The following is a 21,893-nucleotide window of genomic DNA, read 5'->3' as shown; positions in this document are numbered from 1 at the left end:
CAGATCAGCGCCAAGCTCGGCCACCTGCCACAGTTTGAGTGAAGCAATGTATATAACCCAAACGGCGGTGCATGGCCAATTGGCCCCAGCACTAGATCGGTAGAATGGTTGATCCGCCGAGCCTGCTAACTATTTGTCATCATTTGCTTTATTGTCAGTGAGTTGGCTTGTGGTAGTTTTGGTCGTCGATTTGGTGGCAGTGGGCCAGGGTAGACCTAGCAGGCTCGCTGCGCGTGGTGCCACGTCTTGCAAGGCCATTTGCGGGATAACCTGCCCAGCCGTAAAGCCCGGTCCGAAGCCGATAAACCCGGTCTGAATCTGCGTGTTATCGGGGAAGAAGCCGTGGGTGCCGCCTTTGCCTGGCCGCACTACCGCGCCCTCCCGCGCCGCGCTCATGGACACGCCGAGCACAGGCGCGAGGGCTAGCACCGCGTTCGGGTCAGCACCAATTTTATCAAGCTCAGGGCGCTCCACTACCCGGAACAGCTTCTGCTGATCGACGGGCAGTTTGACGAGCAAGCTGCGTACCTGTGCGACGGTCTTCTTGTCCTTTTTGTCTTTCAACATCAAGAACGCCGCGGCGCCGGAAGTATGAAATTGCGCCTTCCAGTCGCCTTTTTCGGCGTTGTACAAACCGTTTTGAGCCAATACCACATTCGGGGCTAGGGTCGTGTTGATGTCGACGAAGCCGTGGTCACCGGTTACTATCACGGCGGTTTCCTTGTCGATGCCGGCTTTGGCGAGGGCTTCTACGATGTTACCCACGGCCCAGTCGGCGGTGGCTAGGGCCTTACGCACGTGCTCCCCATCGCGACCGTCTTGGTGCTCCGCGTGGTCGACGCCGAAGATGTGGATGGTAAGCAGCGCCGGCTTGTAGGTTTCGAGCAAGTAGGCGGCGATGCGACTGTCGTTCTCGTCTTCACTCACATAGTCGCTGCTCATATCGCGGGCGGTGAGCTTGCCGGTGGCGTTCAGCTCAATTTCCTCAAACAAGCCCTTGGGCGTGGTCTGCTGGCGGATGGGCGTGAGGCGGTCCATGTTCTTGTCAAGCGACCAAAACTCCGGCACGTTGTAGTCGATAGGCGCGCCCACCGACACCGGCCACTGCACCGAAGCCGATTTCAGGCCCGCCTCGTGCACGGCATCCCACAGGGTGGGCGTTTTGATCAGGTTTTCCTCCCAATACCAGCGACCCGTAGCGCCATCGGGCTCGAACGGCGAGTTGTAGTAAATGCCGTGCTCAGCCGGCGCCACGCCCGTGATAAGCGTGGTGTGCGACGGATACGTGACGCTCGGAAACACGCCCCGCACGCCATCAGCCGAGGTGCCATGGGCGGCCATGTGCTGCAAGTTAGGCGTGGGCCACTTGGCTTCGCGATAAAAGTCAGGACGAAAGCCGTCGATGCTGATCAGCACAACGTGTTTGGCTGATTGGCCAAAGGAGGAAAATGTAAGGCCAAGACCTAGGCCGAGAGTCGTGAGGAAGGATTTCATGGTTGTGGAGTTGAGGTTGTGCAAGCGGGGCGCCTCACCCCCCGGCCCCCTCTCCGAAAAGGAGAGGGGGAGCCAGACGAGCAATGAGCGGGTAGCAAGGAATAGTGAACAATTGCCCACTATTTGTTGCCTCCTCGGCTCCCCCTCTCTTTTGGAGAGGGGGCCGGGGGGTGAGGCGCTCCGTTAGAACGAATACCGGGCGCCGAGCTGAATCTGGTAGGGCGTGCCGTTCTGGTTGGTGGTGCCCACGTTCTCGTTCACGCGGTAAGTGTAGCGGCGCGTGGTTTGGTTGAAGCCCGTGACCGACATCAGGTTCTGCTGACCTAGGTTGTAGTTCACGCCCCAGTCTTTATTAAGCAGGTTGGCGAAGTTGAACACGTCGACGCTGAAGGTGAAGGCTTGCGTTTTAAACGTCTTGAAGGTCTTTTGCAGACGCACATCAAAGGTGCCGGAGAAAGGGTTGACGCCTCCGTTGCGGTCAGCAATAGAACCTAGGCTGCGGCGGATGTAGTCCTTGGCGCGGTTGTCGGGGTTGTCGAGCACCTTCTGCATGGAAGCGGCCACGGCAGGGTCCGTTTCGGGGCTGTTCGGGTCGAACACAAAGGCTAGGTCGTTGTCGGTGCCGGGGCCACCCACGAAGTCGCCGTTAATATCGGCATCCACCGTGAGCGAGTAGCGCGTGCCGCCGAGGCCGGTGAAGCGGCCGCTCAGGGCAAAGCCTTTCACCGTGGGCGTAGTGCCGAAGAACACCACCTTGTGGCGGAACTGGTTATCGGAATAGTTGATTTCGCTCAGGCTGCGCGGGTCCGACTTGATGGGGCGGAACGTGGACGTGTTGGCCACGTTGCCGTTGTAGGAAGTATTGTCGCGGGTCGAGTTCCAGGTGTAGCTCGCGTTGAAGAAACCGTCGCGGAAGTAGCGCGCTTCGGCATCGAACACCATGGCCATCTGGTACGATTTGGCTCCGTTGGTGAACTCCAGCGTGCGGCCCACAGCCTGGGTTTTGCGACCTAGCACGTTGTTCGTAATACCCGCTGTGGTGATGGTGTTGGCCGGCACGAATACGCCGCGGCCCGCTTCATTGCTGAGCGTGAAGTAGGGCTGGTCCACTAGGTTTCGGTCCAGGTACACGTAGTTGTCCTTGGTGTAGGAGACGAGGAAGTTAGCGCCCACCCGCAGCCAGCTGCCCACCATCCGGTTGATGCTGAGGTTGGCTTTGTAGATATTCGGAACTTGTAGATCCTTGTTGTTCAGGTTGATGGTCGATACGTACGGTACGCCGGGCAGCAAGCCAGGCGCCGTGTTCGGGTCGGCGCGGTAGGCCGGGAAGTCGGGGCGGGGCACGGGGTTCGTCCCCGTCGAGGGCCGCGTCACGTCGATAGAAGCCACCTTAGTACCGCTGTTCTGGATGTTGTTTACCTGAGCGTAGTTCACGGGGTTAGCCGAGAAAATGCCGCCACCCAGGCGAATGATGCTCTTCCGCTCACCCTTCACGTCCCAGGTCAGCTGCACGCGGGGCTGGATGTTGTTCCAGTCGGTGGGGTTGTTGTTGGTGCGCAAACCGAGGGCTTCCTGCACCACCGGGTTGTAGGCGCCGGCCGTCAGGTAGCTCGTCATGTCCCAACGCAACCCTAGGATGGCCTCTACGTGCGGCAGCGGGTTGTACTGCATCTGCCCAAAGAGTGAGGTGTTCAGCACGTACTGCTGCACCGACGGAATGCCTTGCAGCGGCACCTCCCGGGCGTAGCGCGACGGGTTCAGGTTGTCGAATTCCTGCAAGCTATTGAACACGAAACGCCCATTCTGCTCGCTCGAAATATAGGTATCGAGGTAGGTAAGGGTGTTGTCGGTGCCGAAGGTGAAGTTGTAGCGGCCCTTGGTCAGGTAGGTGGTATTCACCAGCTGAATCTGGTTTTCCAGGTTATTTTCGGGGGTGAAGCGTTGCCCACCGAGCTGCACCGAGGTGCTGCCCTGGCGGCCGTTGGGGAGGCGCGAGCGCACCGTCACGATGGCGCGCGGAATGTTGGCCGAAGGCAGCTCATCGTTGGGCGTGTAGTCGCGCTTCACGGTTTGGTACTGCACCTTCAGCTCGTTCAGCAGGTTGGGCGAGAACTGCGTGCGCAGCGAAGCGAGGGTGCTGTTTTCCCGCGACTTAAAGTTGCCGTACACCTCATACAGGTTGATGGCGGAGTTGTCGTCGGTGCTGTTGGGGTTATTCCAGTCGCTGTAGTTGTTGCGCAGCGTCAGGCGGTTCTTCTCGTTGATCTGCCAGTCGAGGCGGGCGAAGAAGGTGTTTGCCAGCGTCTTGCGGCCAAACTCGCCGGTTTGCTTCGCGTTGCTCACGCCGTACTTGTTGCGGGCAATAGTTACCACCGTATCTAAGGCGCCTTTGCTGATGCCGAGCGCATTTGCATCGGCGTCGGACTTAATATCGGCAATGAAGAACGGCGCCGACTGATCTTGCCGGTCGAGGGCAGTGAAGAAGTGGAGCTTGTCCTTAATAATAGGTCCGCCGAGGCTGAAGCCGTACTGATTGGTGGTGAAGTTCTGGGTGCGTCGGTTGCCGCGAATGTCGTAGGGGCTAGCCAGGAAGTCGGCGCGGTAGTAGTCGAATACCGAGCCGGTGAATGTGTTGGTGCCCGATTTGGTCACGGCGCTAATGGTGCCGCCGCCTTGCCGGCCCTGGGTCACATCGTACACGTTGGTGGCTACCTCAAACTCGCGAATAGCTTCGAGCGACAATGAGTACGGCCCGTTGCCCACGGCGCCCGAAGTCAAGTTGTTACGCGCGCTTACCCCATCGATGAGGTAGTTGGTGGAAGAGGCGAGCTGCCCGCTGATGCTGCCGCCGTTGGAGGTGGGCGCCAGCGAAGCTAGGTTGGTGAAGCTGCGGTTCAGGGTCGGAATCTGCCGGATGGTTTGGTCGGTGATGGCTGTGCTGCTGCCCAGGCGGTCGACACGACTGTTCAAGGCGTTGCCGCGCACCACCACTTCGTTCAGTCCCACCGTTGAGGGCTGCATCTTGAAGTCGACGGCGAGTTGGTCACCTAGGTTTAGGGCCAGCTCATTTTTGACCTGCGTAGCTGAGCCGATGTAGCTGGCTCGCACGCTGTAAGGCTTGCCCAGGGGCAGTTGGCGCAGGAAGTAGCGACCTTCGCCGTTGGTTACAGTGTTGGTCTGAAAACCAGTGGCTTCGTTGCGCACCACAATGGTGACGCCCGGCAGCATGATGCCTTTTTCGTCGACAACCCGGCCCGAAATAGAGGCGTCGGTCGACTGACCAAAACCTAGGTGCGGACTGAGCGCGACGCAACAAATAGGAAAGAGAATAGAGCTTTTGCGCATTGGTATGAGGAAGGGGTGAATTTGGATGCGCAAAGGTTCCTTCGAGGTGTAAAGACAGTATTAAGGCTATGCAATGTTGTTGTTATGATTTGGGTCAAACCAGGGCTAAAACGAACATTTGGCGTAATCTGACCGTTTAGAGCGCCGCTGCATTGCTGGCCTCAGAATGCCTCGTGAAGACTATCAACGCCTTCAGTAGCGAAAGCCTAACAGGAGGTAAAAGCAGGAGCAAAAGCCGCCGGAGAGGAGCTAGGCTAGCGCGAATTGCCGCGCGTGGATACACCCGGCGAGAACAGCAAGAATCTGTAAGAAGAGAGCAAGTACTGATGAGCCCGTCGTGGTTCGTTGCCAGACCTTTGCCTGCACTTCAACGCAACGAATGGGTTGACTTTTCACGCACAGCACTCTCAGCAGCAAGCTCATGCAACAGACGATAGTAGTCGCGGGTGGTACCGGCAACCTAGGTGGCCGCCTGATCAAGAATTTATTGGCGCAGGGCGCCGCCGTCCGCGCGCTGGTACGCGCCGAAGCCGATCCGGCGAAAGTAGCCCAGCTCACCGAGCAAGGCGCGCAGCTTATCACCGTCGACATGACGGATATTGCCCAGCTCACGCAAGCGTGCCAAGGGGCCGCCTGCGTAGTGTCGGTGCTGCAAGGTCTCCGCGATGTGATTGTCGACACGCAAACCGCATTGCTAACGGCGGCCGTGGCGGCGGGCGTGCCGCGCTTCATTCCCTCTGACTTTTCGAGCGACTTCACCAAGCTTCCGGCCGGCGACAACCGCAACTTCGATTTGCGCCGCGAGTTTCGAGCGCGACTGGATCAAGCGCCCATTGCTAGCACGTCGGTGCTCAACGGAGCCTTCGCCGACCTGCTGCAATACGGCGTGACGCTGCTTGATTTCAAGCAAAAGCGCGTGAGCTACTGGGAAGATGCCAATTGGCGCATTGATTTCACCACCATGGACGACACCGCCGCCTTTACGGCCGCGGCCGCCTTGGATGCGCATACGCCCCGGTTCTTGCGGATTGCTAGCTTCCAAATTAGCCCAGCGGAACTGGCCGCCGTGGCCGCTGCGGTACACAAAACGCCGTTTGAACTGGTTCGCCTAGGCGGACGCGACGAGCTAGCTTCGCGCATCCAGCAGGTCCGCGCTGCCCACCCTGAAGGCGAGCAGGAGCTTTACCCGGCTTGGCAGCAAATGCAGTATGTGCTTAGCATGATGGGCGTGCAAAACGAGCCGCTTAACAACAGCCGCTATCCGCAGCTATCCTGGACTAGCGCCCACGACCTGTTGTCATAATCCTCAAACACACATTGTCCCGCATAAAAAAGCCCCTCGCGCGAGGGGCTTTTTTATGCGGGACAATGTAGACCTAGGTACCTTACACCAAGGGCTGCCGGCGGTGCAGAAAGCGTTGCTTTAGCCATAAGAATGGCACCCCCAAGCTTACAATAAAGCCCCAGTCGGCGCCAAACCGTTCCAAGCCTTCTACTGCTAGGTCGGGGCGACCCACAACTAAGCCCGCGCCGATGAGGGCTGCCGCCGGAATGAAGGCCATGGCAATAAGAGGCCCGGCCTGGAAGCTGCGACGGAATGCGGCCAACATAACCACGCCCGCCAGTGCCCCGGCCGCTGCCACCAGGAGTTCCGTCAGCTTGGGGTGCATCAAGTGTTCTACTTCACTGTTGGTCGCCAAAGCCGTAGCATCCGTTTCGCCGGTGGCAATGAGCGCGGCCATCGTGGCTGCCGATGCGGCAATGAGGACCGCATACCCTGCAAAAGCTGATTTCAGGCCGTGCCACACCAGAACCCAGCGCTGGAGCACCAAGCCCAGCGGTACTTTCGTCATAGGATCGAAGCCGGGCGCAATGATGGCCGATGCAACGAAGGCGACGGCCTGCGGCACTGGATCGGATACGAGCCCGATGGCAGCAATGATACCACCTAGCCCCATGAGTACTAAATAGTTGGTAGTGATACGGCCTTGGTGGCGCAGACCGCTTTCCATTTCCTCCCAAATGGCTTCGTCGCGGTCATCATCTACGGCGTGGTGGTCGGCAGGCGAAATGAAGCTAGCTACCTCACTCGTGACGACGCTCAGATCTTCGCGCTTCTGCACGGCGGCGCGGGCTCGGCGCAGTACCTCATCGGCGCCTCGGTTGAGCACGTGCACCGTAAGCACATCACCGACGGGTTTGAGCGAAGCGCCACGTTGTAAGCTTAGGCCAATAACGGAATCCAGCGAAGCTAGCTCTTGCTGAAGAGAATCGGTGGCGGTAGAGGGTATAGTAAGTTCTAGGGTTCGATGCATTAGAAAAAGGCAAGGCGCAAGCGCTTAGAAATTCAGATTAGATTGTTGCAGATGAGCTGCTTATCGTAGCTTCATCCGGTAGAGGCGGAAAGGATATTCCACCAGATCCTGGCCGTTATTCCACTTTGCCGTACGGTTAATTTGGGCCGCCGTGAGGTAGAGGTAGCCATCGGGGCCTAGGCCGAAGGAGTCGGGCCAATGCAGACGACCGTCTTTGGCAACTGTTTCGAGTCGGCCTGCTGGCGTCACGCGGCGCACGGCGTGGTTGGGTGAATCGGTGAGGTACACATTGCCGGCTTGGTCGGCAATCATGCCGTGCGAAATGCCGGTTTCACCCACTTCCTCCACGTGCTTGGCCACCTCGGCGGCGGGCAGCGCCGCGTTGCGCAAATACTGCGTCTCGATGCGGTAGAGCTTGGTTTGATTGATGGCCCGGTAATAGAAGTAGCGGTAGTCGTGGGTGAGAGCAATGCCATTGACGTTGCTGCTGAAGGGCTTCCCGTTTTTGTCTTTCACTTCCTTGCCGTCGATGCGCAGCACGAAACCCGGCGCCGCCATCACCGACTTATGGCCTTGCAGCACCAAGCGGCTCTTGCCCGTACGCAGGTCGAGCACCACGATAGCGGCGAGCTTGGGGTCGGAGAGGTAAGCTACTTGCGCTTTCACATCCACGCGCACATCGTTGAGGCCCGACCGCTCGCGGGGCAGGTCCTCAAACCGGTAGATGCGCTCCACCTTATTCGTCGCCAGGTTGATTTTCAGCAGCTTGATGCCGTCTAGCACGGGGGCTTCATCCTCGGGGTTGGCCGGGTCGAGTACCCAGAGTGCGTCATTCTGGTCCACAAACAAGGCCTGCACGTTCACGAAGCGCGTGGTGGCTTGGGTCGAGTCCCACTGATTCCAAGTGGCGTCGGGGTAGGGGCGACGTTGCCCGTTCACGATTTCCGCCAAGGAATAATCGAAGTCTTTTTTCTTCTTAGGAAAGGTCACAAAAATGCGCCCCTGCTGCGACACGGCCACGCCAATGGGCTGGTGGCGACCAAACTGCGCTACTTCTTCTAGTGGCACTTCTGCTGATTGGGCAAAAGCCGACGCGCTAGCGAGCATGCCGCCAAAAAGGAAGAATAAAAATATTTTTTTCATGCAGGAAGCAGGCTGTTAGCAGCCAAACAGCTGCCGCAGTGGTGCGGTAGCTAGCCTGTGCCTACGCCCGGCTTCCGGCGAAGGTTGGGCTAACGGAAAGCAACCTTCGCCCTGCACCGTGGGTAGAACAGCCGGGCGCCCAGGCTAGCGGAGCCCGCTAACCTAGGTCTATCATGCGTTTTAATGCCTTGTTTTTTAGCTCGTTGCTGTGTGTCGCGGCGACTCACGGTTACGCCCAGACTGCTTCATTCACCACTACGGGTCGCGTCGTGCGGCAGGCCCCGGGGTTGGATCAGGTGCTTGCTCCCGATGCCAAAATCGAAATCGTGGCGGCTGGTTTCGACCACATTGAAGGCCCTGTGTGGGTGCCCGATAGCAGCATGTTGCTATTCTCCGACACTAAGGAGCGGACGATTTACCGATGGTCGGCGAAATATGGCCTGTCGAAGTTTGTGGAGAAAAGCGGCTACACGGGTCGAATGCCTTACAGCAAAGAGCCCGGCAGCAACGGCCTAGCTCTCGATGGCCGCGGCAATTTGCTCATCTGCGAGCATGGCGACCGGCGCCTAGCAAGCCTGCCACTTGCCGGCAAAAGCGGCAAACGCACCCTCACCGACAACTACCAAGGCAAGCGTTACAACAGCCCCAACGACGTGCTGGCCCACCCAACTTCCCAGCAGATCTACTTCACCGATCCGCCATTTGGTTTACCCGAGCAAGACAAAGATCCGCTTCGCGAAATTAACGTGAGCGGCGTATACCGCCTCGCGCCCGACGGCAAGGTGACACAGGAAATCAGTGAGTTAAGTAAAGCCAACGGCCTAGCTTTTACTCCCGACGGCCGCACGCTCTACATTTCCAATGCCGACTCGCTACGCCCCGTGATTATGGCCTACGAGGTGCGCTCGAATGGAAAGCTTGGGAAAAGCCGCGTGTTCTTCGACATGAGCACGTTGCCGAAAGTGCGGTTCAAAGAAGTGCCCGATGGCCTGAAGGTAGATCGGCAGGGCAATGTGTGGGCGGCGGGCGTTGGTGGCGTGGTGGTGCTGTCCCCGCAGGGTCAGCACCTAGGTACCATCGACCCGGGCGAGGTGGTGGCCAACTGCGCCTGGGGCGACGATGGCCGCACGCTGTACCTGGCTACTGGTTCGTGGTTGTGTCGTATCAATACGTTGACGCAGGGTTTCACGGGCAAGCCCTAAACGCAAGCTACTTTGGATTTCTCAAATTGGTACATCCCTACCTGGGGTTTCTGCAGCTATGCTCACTTCCCGAACCCTATTCCAACCCATTTTACTGGCATAGATTTTAGCGGGTTTGCTACATTCTTATTTATAGACAATTATTCCAATAAATAGAAATATTCTATGTATCTACCTTTGTCTTGCTGAAAGTAAGTCACCTGAAATGGGTAGAGTACAATTCAGTCTTTTCGCTGTTTTCAGCTAGCTGCGCCTCTCTCTGCCTCCCACCCGCTATTTTTCAAGCGTTCCTATTGGTTTATAGCCCGTTGGGGGAAGACTTATGATTAGAAAAATGATACTGGGCCTAGGTTTACTAGGCTTGGCAGTTGGGGCACGTGCCCAAAGCATCAACTACGTAACGGAAATTGTTACCACATATCGAGGCATCTGGCAAAGCGGCAGCGGCAATGTAAGTGCTATCCTGCCTGACAGCTCCCATTATCTACTGGCTTTTTCGGCGAACGGCATTCGCTACTCAACTGGCGTAAGCGACGCGCGACTCACAAAAGCTAGCCTCACGTTCAAACCAGGGAAGTATCGCGCTTTGCCCGTGTCAGCCATCAGTGCCGCTCCTACTTCGCTTACCAAGGTTGGGCTCGGGCAGCTCTACGATAAAGTTGATAACGGGCCAAGTAGTCCGCCGCCTGTGCGCGACCTAGCCCGTTACCTCACCGATGGCCCTAACGGCCTCGATATAGGTACTGGGGTAGCTAATATCCCTGCGGGCCTGCTCACGTTTACCGCTGGCGAGGTGCAGCAAGCCGCTATCAACGATGGCGTGCCCGACATTTTGGTGACGCAGTTCGCCGACCCTGCGGGTTCGTCAGATGTGTACAGCTTTCTGGATGCCAACGATGTGGTGGTGGGCAAAGCCGTTACGGTTACCTACAGCAGTAGCTTTCCGGTTGTAGGCCGATGGATGGCCGACTTCTACGAAGGCTCGCAGAGCCCAATGACATTGGCAGGGAGCTTTACCAAAACGCCCCGCGACCTGCGTCTGTGGACCGCCGACTTCTCCGACTTTGGCATCGTGCCGGCCGACTACAACCGCATTGCCAAGTTTCAGGTGAAGCTAAGTGGCAGCAGCGACGTGGCGTTCGTAGCTTACAACTCCCAAGCACTAACGGTCTTGCCGGTGGAGTTGACGTATTTCCGAGGCCGCACGCAGGCCAGTGGACAAGTGCACCTTGCGTGGCGCACCGCCAGTGAGCAAAATGCCGAGAAGTTTGTGGTAGAAGCTAGCTCCGACGGCCACACCTTCGTGCCCGTGGGCGAGGTGCCCGCCGCTGGCACCGTGAGCACCAGCACCGACTATGCGTTCCAACATCGTCCTACGACATCGGGCATCACGTACTACCGCCTGCACCAAATCGACGTTGACGGTACGAGCGCCTACTCGCCCGTGGAGGTTGTCTCAACGGGAGCGAGCCAATCGGTAGAAACCTTTCCCAATCCCTTTGCGCAAACCCTAACGCTCACGCTATCTACAACAGCTGGGGAAAGCGGCGAGGCCCGACTATTGAGCCTGACTGGCCAAGTGCTGAGCCGTCACCCGTTCACCGTCGATGAGCTAAGCACCGGCGTTTGCACCCTAGACAAGCTGCCCACGTTGCCCGCGGGTTTGTATTTGCTGCAACTGGTAGTGGATGGTCAGAGCACCTTGTGCAAGGTGCGGCACGAGTAGCCAGGCTGCCCCTTGCGCAGTCTTTGCGCTAGCCTTGCTTAACGTCACCTAGCCTTGCGGGTGGCTTTGGGCTGGGCTAGCTAGCTTGCGGAGTAGGGCGCCACTTGAATGATTGACCATCGATAGCACGCATGGTGCACAGAACGCCGTCGAGGTGGTCGCATTCGTGTTGGAGCAGTTCCGCGAGGGCGCGGTCGTCTATCCGCCAGGTTTGTTCCTGCCAGTGCTCATCGCGGTAGCGCACGGTTAGTGCTTCGTGGCGTTGCACGCGCACCAGCAGGTTGGGGAAGCTCATGCAGTCATCCCAGAGGGCGAAGGTGGCCTCGCTGAGTTGCACTAGCTCCGGATTGAGCAGCACTAGCGGCCGGTCGATGTTAAGGTAAACGAGGCGCTTCATGATACCTAGCTGAGGAGCCGCAATGCCCCGGCCAAAGTGGTACGTTGCTCGAATATCCTCCATCACGGCGTGCAAGTCGGCCACCCAGCCGGCTACTTGCGGTAAGTCAGCTTCCAGTACTGGGTCGCACGTTTCGTAAAGCCGTGGGTCACCTAGGAGCAGCAAATCGGCAATCGTTTTCATGCTGCCAAGTAACAGATAAATTAGGTTGCCAGGTACGAGCCGCCTGCCACGCACAACATGTTGAGCAGGAGAAAGAGCAAGGTGCCCGCCAAGAAGACGCGCCACGAGTGTAGCAAGTCCCGACTGAATTAGGCAAAAGTCCACATGAAATGTGGTTCCCACCCGGCCTCTCTGTTTTGGCGAGGGGCCGGGTGAGGGCTAATCCGTTAGTAAGCCGCGTTCCTTCAGCCAGTCAAAAATGATTTGATCGACCGCCGATACCCGGTCGCGGTCTTTGTAGGTTAGCCAGGCCAGTTCTTCGATTTCGGCAGCGGGTTGCAGCGTGCCTTGGTAGCGGGCTCGGTAGCAGGTCATGCGCACCAATACACCCTCCGGATGCCCGTGGGCTTGGGCTTCAAACGTGCCTGCGTACAACAGGCTAGCTGGGTCGAGCGCAACGGTAAGCTCTTCCTCAATTTCGCGCAGCAGCGTTTCAGCGTCAGTCTCGCCTGGTTCGCGTTTGCCGCCGGGAAAATAATACCGGTCTTTGCCACGGCTGCGCGTACTCAGCACTTTACCTTCTTCCAGGTGCAGCCAGGCTACTTTGTCAATCATACTAAGTTGTTGATGGTTAAGTGGCTGGTACTTTATAATCGCTTCTAAATAAGCCGTGATGCGGCTTGCCGGTAATCATAGGGGGATTAGCTGGAAAAAAGCCGGGCGTACTCCTAAAACTAGCAAACGGCGAGCGACCAAAAAGAGAGAGGCAGCGTTGAGCATGAGCCGAGTAGTTGACGTGTTAAAACGAATCAAGTAGCGGCCCTAAACCCGGGACCCGCTTCTGCTACACCTAGGTGGAAATACAGTAGCTGGTAAAAAAGCGACTGAATTGTAGAAAAATCGGGTTGAACTAGGTCCTGAAAAACGGTTACACTGACGCACTTGGCGCTAGCTTTGCCGGCGCCTAGGCGCAACTCTTCGGGCAATCTGCTGTCCATAAACCCACTTACCTAGTGCCTAGCTGCCACCGCTAGCAGAGTGTTGCGGCGGCTCGGCTTATTCTTCCGCAAGCGAATACCTATGATTCTGTTCACCAACGATTACACTGAAGGGTGTCACCCCGCTATTCTGGAAGCACTAACGCGTACCAATTTGTCGCAGCAGGTTGGCTATGGCTTCGATGAATTCTCTACGCAAGCCATTGAGTTGTTAAGGAGCCAACTCGAAAATCCGGCGGCAGACGTGCATTTCGTACACGGCGGCACCATCGCCAACCTGCTCGTGCTAAATGCCTTCCTGAAGTCGTATGAGTCGGTTATTGCGGCCCAAACGGGTCATATTTTCGTGCACGAGGCGGGCGCCATTGAGGCTACGGGGCACAAAATCGAAGTAGCCGCCACACCCGATGGTAAGTTGCGGCCGGAAGACGTGGCGCCATTACTTCAAAAATCGCCGCCCTACCACACGGTAAAGCCGCGGGTAGTGTACATCTCTAATTCCACCGAAATCGGTACCACCTACACCAAGGACGAGCTGACGGCTCTCTCGGAGTATTGCCGCGCCAATGGCCTGCTGCTCTACCTCGATGGCGCCCGCCTGCCCATGGCCCTCGCTGCCTCTACCAACCTAACCCTAGCCGACATTGGCCGGCTCACCGATGCGTTCTACCTAGGTGGCACAAAATGCGGTGCCCTGCTGGGCGAAGCCATCGTCATCAACAACCCCGCGTTGCAGCCCGACTTCAAATACCACCTAAAACAGCGGGGCGCCCTGCTCGCAAAAGGCCGGGTGCTCGGAGTGCAGTTTGCGACGCTTTTGCAGGATGGACTGCTGTTTGAGCTAGCAGCGCACGCCAATGCCATGGCGCAGAAAATAGCTCGCGTAGTGCAGGAGCTAGGGTATCACCTGCTAACCGTGTCCGAAACCAACCAGATCTTCCCCATTCTGCCTAACACCGTTATTGATCAACTCAAGGGTGAGTTCGGCTTTTACGTCTGGAAGCAAGTGGACGCGCAGCAGTCGGCCATCCGCCTGATTACCTCGTGGGCCACGCCGGCGCACGCCGTCGATCAGTTTATCGAGGCACTCCGTACCTATAGCCGAGCGTAGCGCCGAACGGATTTCCGCATTACAACTCAACAAGCAAATGCCACGTCCTCCTAGGGCGCGGCATTTTGCTTATAGAGCTAGGTGTTGACAACTCAGGGGGAGGTTCTGGCAATTTGGTAGGCCGTATCGCCAGTGCATGTACGTGAGCATTGGAGAGGAGGAAAAGGGCTGCTAATTTTAGAGCAACAAATAGCCACGGGGCTCTCCAGTAGCAGGTGCTGCTCGCCGTTTACCCACACCTATGCCCGCGCCCGCGGCTACCGCGTGAAGCGTAAAGGGGCTGACGCTAGGTAGACCTTACCGCTCCTCGCAAGAATTCTCCGCTGGTCGAAAGGACAACCTACTTGGGGAGAAGCCTCAAGCAACGAAAAGGCTGTGAAATTCCACAATCTATGTCACCTCGTTTAGTTCTCATTGTAGGCGGGCTCGTGTTTGGCCTCACAGTATCGGCAACCGCCCAGACCATAACGACTGTTTCAAAGGATTCGGTGGCTGCTCTGGTAGCTACAAGATCGGTCATGCTCAAGCTCGGCACGGGGCTCACACGAGGCTTTGCCTTCGGTTCGGGTGGTTTGGCGCTGCCGGTGGTGCCAGGCTTTGAGTTGCAGTTTAGTCGAAGATGGAGCCTATATGCCAGCGGGTTCAGCGGAATTTATCTGTTTGGCGAAGAGCGTAACTCGTTCCGGCCTGAGCGGCCTATTGGTTTGAACTCGCTCGGCTATGATGTGGGCGTGCGCCACTACTACAACCAACAGAAGCGCCAGCAGCACGGACGAGCCACTGGGCCTTTTGTGGGCAACTACCTCGCTTTGCAAACGGCCAGTTGCTGGTGGTACAAACGGGATTATCGAGGATATAATTACGAGTACACCTCCATCACCGCGCTCTGGGGCATGCAGCGGCGGTTAGGCGGTCATGGCCTACTAGATGCCTATGCCGGTCTGGGGCTATGGAATGCACAGGTTTTGGCAGACGCCACAATCCAGCACTTTTGGCCTGTGCCAGAGCTAGGGCTGAAGCTAAGTTTTGTGCACTAGCTGCTGATCTGAGAAAGTAGGCGTTACGACAAACTGTGCCGTTATACTATAGCTGAGTTAAGTGCTATCCGACGCTCTTAGAGTATCTTGCCGAGGTTTACGGCGCAATCCTGCCGCAACGTGGGATTGCGCCGTTTTTTGTTTTACTACGTGCACGTTCCACCCATGAAGCACTACCTATTCTCCGCCGAGCCGTTGCGTCTGAAGGCTCGTCGCACCCTTGTTTTCCTCTGTTTGTGTTTGCTCTGGCAGGTTGCCAAAGCGCAGGAAATCAAGTCGCCCAATACCCAGCTCACGCTGCAGTTTGCCCTCCAAAACGGCGGCGTGCCCACCTACCACCTCACCTACAAAGGCCGCGACGTTATCAAGCCCAGCAAGCTAGGTCTAGAGCTGAAAAATGCGCCGGCCCTGATGAACGGCTTCACGGTCGCTGACACCAAGCAGCGCAGCTTCGATGAAACTTGGCAGCCAGTGTGGGGCGAGGTGAAAAGCATTCGCAACCACTACAACGAGCTGGCCGTGACGCTCACCCAGGCCGAAACCCAGCGCACAATCCGGGTGCGCTTTCGCCTCTACGACGACGGCCTAGGTTTTCGCTACGAGTTTCCGCGCCAGCCCAAGCTCGACTACTTCACCATTAAGGAAGAACGCACGCAGTTTGCGCTGGCCGGCGACCACAAAGCCTTCTGGCTGCCCGGCGACTACGACACCCAGGAGTACAGCACCGTCACGAGCAACCTCTCGCAGGTACGCGGCCTGATGAAAGCCGCCACCACACCCAACGCCTCGCAGACGCCGTTTTCGCCCACGGGCGTGCAAACCCCGCTCATGCTCAAAAGCAAAGACGGGCTCTACATTAACATTCACGAAGCTGCCCTGATCGATTACTCGGCCATGCACCTGGAGCTGGATGACAAGAACTTCGTATTGGAGTCGCACCTGACGCCCGACGCCGTCGGTGACAAAGGTCTGATCCAGACGCCGGCCAATTCACCTTGGCGCACGATCATCGTCAGCGACCGGGCCGGTGCCATTCTGGAATCAAAGCTAGTGCTGAACCTGAACGAGCCCACCAAGTACAAGGACGTGTCCTGGATCAAGCCCGTGAAGTACGTGGGCGTGTGGTGGGAGATGATTACGGGCAAAAGCACGTGGTCGTACACGAACTTGGAAAACATCAAGCTCGATTCCGTTGACTATTCCAAGGTAAAGCCCAACGGTACCCACGGCGCCAACACCGCCCACGTGAAGGAGTACATCGACTTTGCCGCCAAACATGGCTTTGACGCGGTGCTGGTAGAAGGCTGGAACACAGGCTGGGAAGACTGGTTCGGCAAGCACAAAGACTACGTGTTCGACTTCGTGACGCCTTATCCGGACTTCGATGTGGCCGAGCTGAACCGCTACGCTGCTAGCAAGAATGTGAAGATCATTATGCACCACGAAACCTCGGGCTCGGTGCGCAACTACGAGCGCCACCTCGACTCGGCGTTTCAGTTCATGAACAAATACGGCTACAACGCGGTGAAAACCGGCTACGTGGGCGACATCGTGCCGCTGGGCCACCACCACTACGACCAGTGGGTGAACAACCACTACCAATACGTGCTGGAGAAAGCCGCCGAGCACAAGATCATGGTCAACGGCCACGAAGCTGTGCGCCCCACCGGCCTAGCGCGCACCTACCCGAACCTGATCGGCAATGAAGCCGCCCGCGGCACCGAATACGAGTCGTTTGGCGGCAACAACGCCGACCACACCACTATTCTGCCCTTCACCCGCCTTATCGGCGGTCCCATGGACTACACGCCCGGCATCTTCCAGACCAAGGTGAGTGCCTATAATCCGCAGAATACGTCCTTTGTGCACAGCACTTTGGCCCGACAGCTAGCTCTGTACGTGACCATGTACAGCCCCCTGCAAATGGCCGCCGACCTGCCCGAAACCTACAATAAGCACCTCGATGCCTTTCAATTCATCAAGGACGTGGCCGTGGACTGGGACGACACCAAAGTGCTCGAAGCAGAGCCCGGCGACTACATCACCTACGCCCGCAAGGCCAAGGGCAAGAGCAGCTGGTTTGTCGGCAGCACCTGCGACGAAAACGGCCGCACCTCTAAAATTGACCTAGCTTTCCTGGACCCTGGCAAAAAGTACGTGGCCACCATCTACACCGACGCCAAGAACGCCCACTACGAGAAGAACCCCCAAGCTTATCAGATCCGCAAAGTCAACGTGACCAACAAGACCAAGCTGAGCCAGTACTGCGCGCCCGGCGGCGGCTACGCCATCAGCGTGGTAGAAGCTGGTAAGTAGATAGATTCTGTTTGATCTTATTTGTCATTCCGAATGAAAGGAGGAATCTGAGTTGAATCGTTACGAACGTTAACTCAGATTCCTCTTTTCATTCGGAATGACAGTTTAAGCACCATGTGACGCTGTTCAAACACAACCCCTTTTGTTCTTGTAAATGCCACTACACTTCCTCAACACAGTACGCCGCTTAACCTTGCTAGGTCTGGGGCTAGGTTTTGCTACGCTAGCTACCGCGCAACCTTCCCCGGCGACCAAACCGATGACCAAAGCTGCGGGGAAGAAGCCCGTGATAATTCTGTTCGTTGGGAACAGCTTCTTCCATGGGCATTTTGAGCCCGTGCTGAAGTACAACACCGCTGCCATTACCGACGAAAATGCGACAGTGCCCGAGCGCAGCCCACGGCACGAGCGAGGTGGGCCGTGGGGCGGCATTCCGGCCATTTTCAAGAAGCTCACCGACGAAGCAGGGCTAGCCTATGAAGTACATTTAGAGTCGATTAGCGGCATGCCCTTAAAGTTTCACTACGACAGTGCCCGCGCCGTAGTCGATAAACCAGGTTGGGACGCAGTGGTATTGCAAGAGCACAGCATGTGGACGCTCCCTGCCCGCCGCACCGGCCACCCTGATTTGTTCCAAGAGTACGGCACTCGCTTGGAGCAAACCGTGCACGCCCGCAACCCTAGCGCCAAGGTATACCTCTACGAAACCTGGGCCCGCGCCGACCAAACCTACCCCGAGGGCAAAGCCTACAGCGGCCTGCCCGTCGACTCGATGACCCAGGATTTGAACCGCGGCTACTACGGGCTAGCTCAGCAGAACGGCCACATGGCCGGCGTGGCGCCCGCCGGCGATGCGTGGCTGCGGGCTATCAAGGAAGGCGTAGCCATTCGCAACCCCTACAGCCCCGAAGCCGGCAAAGTCAACCTATGGGGCGCCGATAACTACCACCCTAGCAACTGGGGTTCGTACCTGAACGCCTGCGTGCTGTTTGCCGAAATAACCGGTAAAGATCCGCGTACACTTGGTGCCAAAGAGCAAGCCGCCGCCGACCTAGGTATTACGCCCCAAGATGCCGAACGGCTGCAACGCGTTGCAGCCGAGCAAGTGCGTGCCGCCCGCAAAGCCGCGCCGCTGAAGAAAAGTTAGGAACAAATAGTAAAGCCAAAACGGTCATTCCGAACAACGTGAGGAATCTGAATCGCCAGCTTGAGTGGTATTCAGATTCCTCACGTTGTTCGGAATGACCGTTTTAGAAGGTGGCCGCAGCTCACTTCACCACCGGAAACGACGTAATGCGCAGCTTGGCCGCACCATACGGAATAAGGGTAAGGGTTTCAGACTGAGCGCCAGTAGGCCGAGTCACTGGGCTTGCGGGCACTGGAGCAGCCGAGTTCTGAGCTAGCTCCCACTGAGGCAACCGCACGCCAGACACGCGCAGTTCAACGGGGGCTTCGCCGGGCGAAAAAACGACGCCTGTCGTTGGTCTTTCCTGCACCTTAAAGGCCGCAGCGGGCTTGGTACCTAGCAGCAGGCCGTAGTTCCAGGGCGTGGTGGCGTGCACCTCATAATCGTCGGCCGCAGTGGGCCGGTCGCGCAGCTTCGACCAGCTTTCTCCTAGCTTCAGCGCGTACACCAGCGGCCCACGCTCCACCGACACCGATTGGTTGAACCCAGCCGGTACGCGCACCTCCATGGGCAGGCGAAGCTCCACCACATCGTTGGCTTTCCAGGCTTGCTCCAGCACGTAGAAGGTGCCTGCTTTGGGCCTTTTCGCCGGTTTGCCGTTGACCGTAACAGTGGCCTTCGTGGCCCAGGCTGGAATGCGCAAACGCAGCGCGAACGGCTGTTTGGCTCCGTTTTCCACCGTGAAGCGGACGGTTTCCCGGAACGGATAATCAGTATCTTCCCGAATCGTAATGACCTCACCGCCGCGCACGGGCGCCGTTACCTTGTTGGGTGCGTAAGCGGCCGCCACCAGCCCGCCGTCGGGTGAGGCCATCCATAGGTGAGAGGTGAACTTGGGCCAGCCTTGGTGCATGTTGGCCGTGCAGCAACCAAACCACGGCTCCAGCCCAAACACGTTGGAATCGTCGCCATTGGTCGACCACGGCCGCTTAGCTTTGCTCACCAGCACCTGGTTAGGCTGCTGGTCGTACTGGTGAGCCCACATGGTGGGGTCGAAGGTGGCGGGCAGCGCGTTGAAGGTGATTTTCTCCAGCCGGTCGCCAAAAGTAGGGTCGCCGAGCAACGCTAGCAGTTCCTCGTAGGAATACTGAGCCTCCACCACCGCACACAGTTCGATGCCTTGCGACGGATTACGGCCCGCGAAGTGCTCATCGCCGCTGTACATGCCGTTAGGTAGCCCGTGGTACTGGTCGAGCATGCGTAGCTGCTGGTAGATGCTCTGCCGATCGGCAGGGATACCGCCCGTCATGCCCCATAACACAGGCATTTTTAGAGCCATGGCGTTGTTCACGCCGTGGGCCTGCAACGACGTTTCCGACAAGCCACCCTTCAGACCTAGGCTCTCCACGTTGGTCGGGCTCGTGAATGGAAAGTTAGCGTATAGCTGCTGCCAGTTGTAGCCTTGCTCGGCTAGTTGCGCCGCCAGCGTGAGCAGCTGCGGGTTCTTGGTCTTTTCATAGGTCCAGCGAATTGGCAGCAACTCCTCGGCCCAGCGGTATTTGGCCCATTCGTGTAGCGGAGTAGCAGCTAGCTGGCTGCTCTGGTAAGCGAAATACCGTTCCATCAGCGGCAGCACGCGTGCATCGTTGGTGGCTTCTTGGTACTGCATGAGGCACTTCAACATCAGCATGTTGGGCCACCAGTCTTTGTTTTTGGCCGGGCCAATGCCACCGTCGGGACGCTGGCTCTGCAGCGTCCAGTCGATCCACTTTTGCGCCTTAGCCTTTAGCGTAGGGTCGTCGAGCAGGTAGGCGAGGGGCAGCAGGCCGTCGAGGTAGTAAGGACCTCGTTCCCAACCCTCGCCTGAGCCGCCCAGCCAAGCGCTGTTCGACCCTAGGTCGGGCCAGAACTCATCGAGGTGCCCACTCAAGCCGTCGGCCTGAATGCGCAGTTGGCGCTGAAGCCAGCCCGTAGGCTTGATAGCGCCCAGGGGCAAAGGGTGAAAAGCACTGGGCTGAAAAGCTGCTGGTTGGCTTGGCGCTACAGTTGCGGGCGGCGCAAGCGCTGCGGTAGAAGGTTCGGTATGGTCAGGGGCGGCAAACAGGGCTGCCAGCGGCCATATGTAACGGGCAAGAACGACCATACAGAGTGCTTTGGGTGGGAGGGAACGGAAGGAGGAGCTGGGCCGGCAAGCTAGCTGCCTGCGAAACAGGCTAGCCGTGGCTGGTTGAGTGGCCCTGAAGTTCGACAAATAAAGAAATTTGCCAAATAGCTGCTGCTAAATCGTTTTAAGCCTCTTGCTTACAGTCAGCAGAAGAAAGACTGAAGTCTCTACATAAACGGCCCAGGTTTGACTATTTGCCCGGAAAACGCACTAACTAAAAGGTAGCTGGCGTCGTTGGAGGTCAGTATGGAAGAAGAAAATAAACTCAATCGTCGCCAGATACTTACCGGTCTTGGCGCTAGCCTGGCTGTTGCCGCTGTAAGCCCTGTATTATCTGCCGAAGGAGCAAATAATGCCGCTGAGGTAGCCGCCGAACCATTGAAAGATCCGACCACGGCCTACCCCAAACCGCCGTTTAAACCGCAGGAGCAGCCCTGGCCGGCACTGGCCAGCAAAATGGAGCCGCGCCCCGACCACGGCGAGAACAGCTACAAAGGTTCGGGCCGCCTGAAAGGCCGCAAAGCGCTGATTACGGGCGGCGACTCCGGCATGGGCCGTGCCGCCGCCATTGCCTTCGCTCGCGAAGGTGCCGACGTTGCCATCAACTACCTGCCCGCCGAGGAGCCCGACGCCCAAGAAGTGGTGAAGCTCATCAAGGCGGCCGGGCAGAAAGCCGTGGCTATTCCCGGCGACCTGCGCGACGAAGCCTTTTGTAAGAAGCTCGTGGATGACGCTGTGCGTCAGCTAGGTGGGTTGGATATTGTGGTCAGCAATGCTGCGCGACAACAGTCGCACGAGTCCATTCTGGACATCTCCACCGAGCAATTCGACTGGACAATCAAGACCAATATTTACGCGCCGTTCTGGATTATCAAAGCTGCGTTGCCGCACCTAAAGCCCGGCTCGGCCATCATTGGTACCACCTCCGAACAGGCCACCGACCCCTCCGCCGACCTCTACGACTATGCGCAAACGAAAGCCGCTACCACCAACTTTGTACGGTCGCTGGCTAAGCAGCTCGGGCCTAAAGGCATCCGCGTGAATGGCGTAGCTCCTGGCCCCATCTGGACGCCCTTGCAGGTAGCCAAAGGAGGCTCCACCCCAGAAAAGCAGCAGAAGTTTGGCGGTGACACGCCCCTAGGTCGGCCCGGTCAGCCCGCTGAGCTAGCTTCGATTTACGTGCAGCTCGCCGACCCCGGCGCCAGCTACGCTACCGGTCAGATATATGGTGCCGCCGGTGGTAAAGGTCATCCGTAGTAGCAACCTAGGTCCTGGCGAAAGAATGAAGCGCAACCGAGTATCGAATTTCAGGGCAAAGCGCCTAAGTAGCTGCCTGATAGTTGTCTAAAGATTGTTA

The 21,893-nt window shown here is 57.8% G+C and carries 15 protein-coding genes; 8 read left to right on the top strand and 7 right to left on the bottom strand.

What is annotated here, in order from left to right; genetic code table 11:
• Nucleotides 1-129 precede the first annotated feature (129 nt).
• Nucleotides 130-1,494: an ectonucleotide pyrophosphatase/phosphodiesterase gene (locus tag SD425_RS14225; RefSeq protein WP_324670604.1), complete on the bottom strand. Its 1,365-nt coding sequence runs from the start codon at nucleotides 1,492-1,494 to the stop codon at nucleotides 130-132.
• Between the two features lie 183 nt (nucleotides 1,495-1,677).
• Nucleotides 1,678-4,839, bottom strand: a complete 3,162-nt coding sequence (locus SD425_RS14220) for a TonB-dependent receptor (protein ID WP_324670603.1) — start codon at nucleotides 4,837-4,839, stop codon at nucleotides 1,678-1,680.
• 421 nt (nucleotides 4,840-5,260) lie between these two features.
• Between SD425_RS14220 and SD425_RS14215 the strand changes: the two genes are divergently transcribed.
• Nucleotides 5,261-6,142, top strand: a complete 882-nt coding sequence (locus SD425_RS14215; RefSeq protein ID WP_324670602.1) for an NmrA family NAD(P)-binding protein — start codon at nucleotides 5,261-5,263, stop codon at nucleotides 6,140-6,142.
• An 82-nt stretch (nucleotides 6,143-6,224) separates the two neighbouring features.
• Here the strand turns inward: SD425_RS14215 and SD425_RS14210 are convergent, their stop codons facing one another.
• Both SD425_RS14210 and SD425_RS14205 read right to left on the bottom strand, forming a co-directional pair.
• Nucleotides 6,225-7,154, bottom strand: coding sequence for a DUF389 domain-containing protein (locus tag SD425_RS14210; RefSeq protein WP_324670601.1), 930 nt, complete (start codon nucleotides 7,152-7,154; stop codon nucleotides 6,225-6,227).
• A gap of 60 nt (nucleotides 7,155-7,214) precedes the next feature.
• Nucleotides 7,215-8,297 carry an SMP-30/gluconolactonase/LRE family protein gene (locus SD425_RS14205; protein ID WP_324670600.1) on the bottom strand — a complete coding sequence of 361 codons (1,083 nt, stop codon included), beginning with the start codon at nucleotides 8,295-8,297 and terminating at the stop codon, nucleotides 7,215-7,217.
• Between the two features lie 173 nt (nucleotides 8,298-8,470).
• Here SD425_RS14205 and SD425_RS14200 point away from each other — a divergent pair, with 173 nt between their 5' ends.
• Both SD425_RS14200 and SD425_RS14195 read left to right on the top strand, forming a co-directional pair.
• Nucleotides 8,471-9,499 carry an SMP-30/gluconolactonase/LRE family protein gene (locus SD425_RS14200; protein WP_324670599.1) on the top strand — a complete coding sequence of 343 codons (1,029 nt, stop codon included), beginning with the start codon at nucleotides 8,471-8,473 and terminating at the stop codon, nucleotides 9,497-9,499.
• Between the two features lie 322 nt (nucleotides 9,500-9,821).
• Nucleotides 9,822-11,225, top strand: a complete 1,404-nt coding sequence (locus tag SD425_RS14195) for a T9SS type A sorting domain-containing protein (RefSeq protein ID WP_324670598.1) — start codon at nucleotides 9,822-9,824, stop codon at nucleotides 11,223-11,225.
• Between the two features lie 76 nt (nucleotides 11,226-11,301).
• Here the strand turns inward: SD425_RS14195 and SD425_RS14190 are convergent, their stop codons facing one another.
• Both SD425_RS14190 and SD425_RS14185 read right to left on the bottom strand, forming a co-directional pair.
• Nucleotides 11,302-11,805, bottom strand: coding sequence for a peptide deformylase (locus SD425_RS14190; protein WP_324670597.1), 504 nt, complete (start codon nucleotides 11,803-11,805; stop codon nucleotides 11,302-11,304).
• Between the two features lie 198 nt (nucleotides 11,806-12,003).
• The gene (locus tag SD425_RS14185; RefSeq protein ID WP_324670596.1) at nucleotides 12,004-12,399 is read right to left on the bottom strand and encodes an NUDIX domain-containing protein; all 396 of its coding nucleotides are present in this window, start codon (nucleotides 12,397-12,399) and stop codon (nucleotides 12,004-12,006) included.
• Between the two features lie 465 nt (nucleotides 12,400-12,864).
• Here SD425_RS14185 and SD425_RS14180 point away from each other — a divergent pair, with 465 nt between their 5' ends.
• The 4 genes from SD425_RS14180 (at nucleotide 12,865) to SD425_RS14165 (ending at nucleotide 18,393) form a co-directional block, all read left to right on the top strand.
• Nucleotides 12,865-13,893 carry a threonine aldolase family protein gene (locus SD425_RS14180; protein WP_324670595.1) on the top strand — a complete coding sequence of 343 codons (1,029 nt, stop codon included), beginning with the start codon at nucleotides 12,865-12,867 and terminating at the stop codon, nucleotides 13,891-13,893.
• 392 nt (nucleotides 13,894-14,285) lie between these two features.
• Nucleotides 14,286-14,930 (top strand): hypothetical protein, encoded by a 645-nt coding sequence (locus tag SD425_RS14175; RefSeq protein ID WP_324670594.1) that lies wholly within the window; start codon nucleotides 14,286-14,288, stop codon nucleotides 14,928-14,930.
• A 165-nt stretch (nucleotides 14,931-15,095) separates the two neighbouring features.
• Nucleotides 15,096-17,246 carry a glycoside hydrolase family 97 protein gene (locus tag SD425_RS14170; protein ID WP_324670593.1) on the top strand — a complete coding sequence of 717 codons (2,151 nt, stop codon included), beginning with the start codon at nucleotides 15,096-15,098 and terminating at the stop codon, nucleotides 17,244-17,246.
• A gap of 154 nt (nucleotides 17,247-17,400) precedes the next feature.
• Nucleotides 17,401-18,393, top strand: coding sequence for a DUF4886 domain-containing protein (locus SD425_RS14165; RefSeq protein ID WP_324670592.1), 993 nt, complete (start codon nucleotides 17,401-17,403; stop codon nucleotides 18,391-18,393).
• Nucleotides 18,394-18,514: 121 nt separating this feature from the next.
• On the opposite strand, the gene SD425_RS14160 is transcribed toward SD425_RS14165, so the two are convergent.
• Nucleotides 18,515-20,515: a hypothetical protein gene (locus tag SD425_RS14160; RefSeq protein ID WP_324670591.1), complete on the bottom strand. Its 2,001-nt coding sequence runs from the start codon at nucleotides 20,513-20,515 to the stop codon at nucleotides 18,515-18,517.
• Nucleotides 20,516-20,782: 267 nt separating this feature from the next.
• Between SD425_RS14160 and SD425_RS14155 the strand changes: the two genes are divergently transcribed.
• Nucleotides 20,783-21,793: an SDR family oxidoreductase gene (locus tag SD425_RS14155; RefSeq protein ID WP_324670590.1), complete on the top strand. Its 1,011-nt coding sequence runs from the start codon at nucleotides 20,783-20,785 to the stop codon at nucleotides 21,791-21,793.
• Nucleotides 21,794-21,893 lie beyond the last annotated feature (100 nt).

Origin of the sequence: Hymenobacter sp. GOD-10R (genome assembly GCF_035609205.1) — a bacterium.
Taxonomy (GTDB): Bacteria; Bacteroidota; Bacteroidia; order Cytophagales; family Hymenobacteraceae; genus Hymenobacter.
The sequence above is the reverse complement of the archived record's forward strand: the minus strand, read 5'-3'. Positions and strand labels throughout refer to the sequence as shown.